Origin of the sequence: Psychrobacter pasteurii (genome assembly GCF_900162815.1) — a bacterium.
Lineage (GTDB): Bacteria > Pseudomonadota > Gammaproteobacteria > Pseudomonadales > Moraxellaceae > Psychrobacter > Psychrobacter pasteurii.
The window spans coordinates 1-1,075 of the sequence record NZ_FUGD01000156.1; the positions used below are offsets into that span (position 1 = coordinate 1).

The 1,075-nt window shown below is 44.5% G+C and carries 1 pseudogene; it reads left to right on the forward strand.

Going from position 1 to position 1,075, the window contains the following annotated elements:
- Positions 1-219: 219 nt before the first annotated feature.
- Positions 220-1,075, forward strand: a pseudogene (locus A1232T_RS13640) (IS3 family transposase); the annotation flags it as partial.

Genomic DNA, 1,075 nt, shown 5'->3' on the forward strand with positions numbered 1-1,075 from the left:
AAGTCCTTGTTGTGAAGTTTGTCTTGGTAAACTCACTTTAGCAACTTCGGACTTCTTTTTTTATCTTTTTTTTGAGCGCTTATCCCGAACTGGGGTTATATTATATACAACATACTACAATATACTATTAAGGGATACAAAATCATGGTGAGCTATGCTGAAGAAACCGTAGAGATAAACTTGGTAAACTAAGCGTATTGACAGGAGTTTACCATGACCATGACCAAGAAAGTAAGAACCTACAGTGACGAATTTAAAGCTGAAGCCGTTAAGAAGATAGCAGACAATAACGGTAATGTTTCAGCCACAGCCAAGCAACTTGGCATAGCGATGCAAACGTTATCGAACTGGCAGAACAAAGCCAATCAAGGCAAGCTTGTTGGCACAGAGCAATATAATCCTGACCTTATGAGTGCTCTTAAAGAGATAAAGCAGCTCAAGCGGCAGCTCAAAGTGGCTGAAGAGGAACGCGAAATACTAAATGAGGAGGGATAAAGCGAAGCACTGCTTCGCCCCGACGCAAGGGGAGAGCTATGCTCGAGTTGGCGACGGCGTACTTCGCGAGAAACAGTTAGTCAGGTACGCCTTTATCAAAGACAACCAGTTCCTCTTTCGCATCACCACTATGTGCCGTGTATTAAGCGTTAAGCCCTCAAGCTACTACGATTGGCTAAGTCGTGACATCAGCGAACAGCAGGTACACCGCAATCAGTGCGAGCTACTAGTTAAAGCCGCTCACAGTGAAATGAAAGAACGTTATGGCGTAGATCGATTGCATGCTCATCTAAGCAAACAAGGCCACAACATTAGCCTGTATATGGTAAGAAGCATCAAAGAGGAACACGGCATCAAATGCCGTCGTCATAAGCGCTTTAAAGTCACTACTGACTCCAATCACAACAAGCTGGTCTATCCAAACGTACTGGATCAGAAGTTTGATGCTAAGCGCCCTAACGAGTCGTGGGTCAGCGACATCACCTATATCTGGACGAATGAGGGTTGGCTGTACTTAGCAGGGGTCAAAGACTTATACACCAAAGAGCTTGTCGGTTACGCTATTAACAAGCGTATGACC